This window comes from Streptomyces ossamyceticus (assembly GCF_001418475.1).
Taxonomy (GTDB): Bacteria; Actinomycetota; Actinomycetes; order Streptomycetales; family Streptomycetaceae; genus Streptomyces; species Streptomyces ossamyceticus.
On the sequence record NZ_LIQX01000140.1, the window covers coordinates 1 to 3,463 of the forward strand.

The following is a 3,463-nucleotide window of genomic DNA, read 5'->3' on the forward strand; positions in this document are numbered from 1 at the left end:
CCGCCGGCGCCGGCGGTGCGCTCGGTGCCGCCCCAGATGCGCTTGTAGGAGTTCACCCACTGGTTCGTCACCGCGGAGATCTCGGCCGCGTGCTTCAGCAGGCCCGCGATGAAGGAGCGGCCCACCTTCGACAGCTGGTACTCCGCGCCGGACTCGTAGAACGCGTTCCGGTCGCCCTCGAAGAGGGAGAGGTGCGTGTGCATGCCCGAGCCGGGGTGCTCCGAGAACGGCTTCGGCATGAACGTCGCCTGGACGCCCTGCTCCAGCGCCACCTGCTTCATGACCAGCCGGAACGTCATGATGTTGTCGGCCGTCGACAGCGCGTCGGCGTAGCGCAGGTCGATCTCCTGCTGGCCGGGGGCGCCCTCGTGGTGCGAGAACTCGACCGAGATGCCCATCGACTCCAGCATGGTGATCGCCTGGCGGCGGAAGTCCATGCCGACGTTCTGGGGGGTGTGGTCGAAGTAGCCCGAGTTGTCGGCCGGGGTGGGGCGGGAGCCGTCGAGCGGCTTGTCCTTCAGCAGGAAGAACTCGATCTCGGGGTGCGTGTAGAAGGTGAACCCCAGGTCGGACGCCTTGGCCAGGGCGCGCTTGAGGACATAGCGCGGGTCGGCGAAGGACGGGGAGCCGTCCGGCATCAGGATGTCGCAGAACATCCTGGCCGTGCCCGGGGCCTCCGCGCGCCACGGCAGAACCTGGAACGTCGACGGGTCCGGCTTGGCGATCATGTCGGACTCGTACACCCGGGCGAAGCCCTCGATGGCGGAGCCGTCGAAGCCGATGCCCTCGTCAAACGCCTGTTCCAGCTCGGCAGGGGCCACGGCCACGGACTTCAGGAAGCCCAGCACGTCCGTGAACCACAGGCGTACGAAACGGATGTCGCGCTCCTCCAAGGTACGGAGCACGAACTCCTGCTGCTTGTCCATCTTCCGCTTCCACCCATTCCTTGCTGGTCAGGCCGTCCTGCTCCCGAGCGACGGGATGCGGTCGGGCGTCTGAGCATCCCACCACAACACCATTTCACGCGTGTTGCGCACCTTGATCGGCGGACCGACCACGGGCTGAACGGCAGGCGTACGGCAGATGTACCGCGCGCTGCGCCGCTCAACCGCTCTGCCGCCCATCTTGCCTGCTCGCGCGCCCCCGCGTAACGCCCACGGCGTCCGGTATACGGCCGCGGCCGTACCCGTCCGTAACACCCTGGTCATCACCGCGCGCCTCTCCCGCCCCGCGCGGGACCATGGGAGGCGGGATCCCTCGTTTACGAGAGGGAGCCCATCAAATTACGATCAGCTGGTCCTACTGTCCCATCCGCCTCATCCCCCACTAAGGACTCAACCCATGGCCGCCAAGAACACCAGCAGCGCGGCGCGCAAGGCGCGCATCGAGGAGATGCGCCGTGCCGAGCGCTCCCGTGAGCGCCGGAACCGGATCCTCGTGATCGGCGCCAGCGTGGTGATAGTCGCCGGCCTCGTCGTCGGCGGCACGGTCCTCATCCGCTCGCAGGCGGACAACGGCGGCGCCGACAGCGCCACGGCGAGCGACGCCAAGGGCAAGGGCAAGTTCACGACGGACGCGGACGGCGTCAAGACGTGGAGCACCAAGCTCACCCAGAACCACGTCACCAAGTCGGTGACCTACCCGATGACGCCCCCGGTCGGCGGCGACCACAACCCGGTCTGGCAGAACTGCAACGGCGACGTCTACGACAAGGCCATCAAGAACGAGAACGCCGTGCACTCCCTGGAGCACGGCGCCGTCTGGGTGACGTACAACGACAAGGCCTCCGAGGCGGACGTCAAGGCGCTCGCGGCGAAGGTCAAGAAGACCCCGTACACGCTGATGAGCCCGGTCGAGGGCCAGAAGGACCCGATCATGCTCAGCGCCTGGGGCCACCAGCGCACGGTGACCAGCGCCACCGACCCGAACGTGGACAAGTTCTTCCAGAAGTTCGTCCAGGGCCAGCAGACGCCCGAGCCGGGTGCCGCCTGCACCAACGGCATCTCCTGACGACGGCCGAACGCGATCTGGAACAGTGGGACAGATGAAGCACATCGGTTGGATCGCCTCCGGCGCCGCGGCGGTACTCGTCGCGGCCGGGGCGATCACGTTCGCGGTCGCCGACGGCGACGACTCGGGGCTGAAGGCCCCCGCCACGGACTCCGCGGACGCGGGGTTCGCCCGGGACATGGCGGTCCACCACCAGCAGGCCGTCGAGATGTCGTACATCGTCCGTGACCGTACGGACGACGAGGAGATCCGGCGGCTCGCGTACGACATCGCGCAGACCCAGGCCAACCAGCGCGGCATGATGATCGGCTGGCTCGACCTGTGGGGTCTGCCGAAGGTGTCGTCGCAGAAGCCGATGGCCTGGATGGGCATGGGCGACATGTCCTCCGGCGAGGACGGCTCCCTGATGCCCGGCATGGCGACCGACGCCGAGATGGCGAAGCTCGGCAAGCTCAACGGCAAGCAGGCCGAGATCTTCTTCCTCCAGCTGATGACCGACCACCACAAGGGCGGCATCCACATGGCGGAGGGCTGCGTCGCCAAGTGCACGGTCGGCGTGGAGAAGAAGCTGGCCCAGGGCATGGTCAACGCCCAGGAGTCCGAGATCTCACTGATGACGGACCTGCTGAAGGCCCGGGGAGCGGCACCCCGCCCGTAGGACGACACCCGATCGCGTCCCCACCGGCCGGGCCCGGCCGGTGGGGACACCGGCCGACACCCGGCCGGTGTCGATGGCCGCCGCACTCGGCGTCACCGTCGTCGCCGTCGGCCCCGCCCACACCCGCCGCTGGGGCGCCCAGCACTGGCAGATGGGCCGACCTCATCGCTCCCGCGCGGCCAGGTCCGCCAGCACGCGGTGCAGCGGCTCCGTGGCGCGGCGACGGTACTCCTGGATCGCCCAGCCGTTCCCGTCGGGGTCGGTGAAGTACATGAACGTGGCACCGTCGTCGGGGGCGTACTGGACGGGCTCGGAGACGTCGAGCCCCCGTTCGACGAGTTCGGCGCGGGCGGCCTTGATGTCGGCGACGCAGAGCTGGAGGCCCTGGTAGGAGCCGGGGGCCGGCCTGGGGCCGGGGGCCATCTCCCAGATCATGTCGCCCAGCGCGATCGAGCAGCCGGAGCCCGGTGGCGTCAGCTGGACGATGCGCATGCCGGGCATGACCTCCTGGTCGATGTCGACGTGGAAGCCGACCTTGTCCCGGTAGAAGTCCCGGGCCCGGTCGATGTCGGTCACGGGCAGCGGGATCACTTCGAGCGAGATGTCCATCTGGTCCTCCAGGTCGCCGTCGACGGGAGCGCGGAAGCGCCGCACGCCACGGGCGTACGCCTCCGGCGCGCACCTCACGCGAACCGCCGACGCGTCCGACTGAACGGTTCTCCCTCACCGAAGCGGAAATCCACGCGGGCCGCCACCGGGTCGGGGCGATACGGGGGCGGCCCGCGTGGATTTCCG

Annotated in this window: 4 protein-coding genes; 2 read left to right on the top strand and 2 right to left on the bottom strand. The window is 69.0% G+C overall.

Features of this window, described 5'->3' with window-relative positions; genetic code table 11:
- The coding region (locus AOK15_RS12125; protein ID WP_055515774.1) for a glutamine synthetase family protein at nucleotides 1-926 on the bottom strand (926 nt) is incomplete at its 3' end.
- A gap of 415 nt (nucleotides 927-1,341) precedes the next feature.
- On the opposite strand from AOK15_RS12125, the gene AOK15_RS12130 reads away from it, so the two are divergent.
- Together AOK15_RS12130 and AOK15_RS12135 are read left to right on the top strand one after the other, a co-directional pair.
- Nucleotides 1,342-2,010 (top strand): DUF3105 domain-containing protein, encoded by a 669-nt coding sequence (locus tag AOK15_RS12130; protein WP_055515776.1) that lies wholly within the window; start codon nucleotides 1,342-1,344, stop codon nucleotides 2,008-2,010.
- Nucleotides 2,011-2,044: 34 nt separating this feature from the next.
- On the top strand, nucleotides 2,045-2,668 hold the full coding sequence (locus tag AOK15_RS12135; protein WP_055515778.1) for a DUF305 domain-containing protein: 624 nt from the start codon (nucleotides 2,045-2,047) through the stop codon (nucleotides 2,666-2,668).
- Nucleotides 2,669-2,830: 162 nt separating this feature from the next.
- Here the strand turns inward: AOK15_RS12135 and AOK15_RS12140 are convergent, their stop codons facing one another.
- Nucleotides 2,831-3,277, bottom strand: coding sequence for a VOC family protein (locus tag AOK15_RS12140; RefSeq protein ID WP_055515780.1), 447 nt, complete (start codon nucleotides 3,275-3,277; stop codon nucleotides 2,831-2,833).
- Between the last annotated feature and the right edge of the window lie 186 nt (nucleotides 3,278-3,463).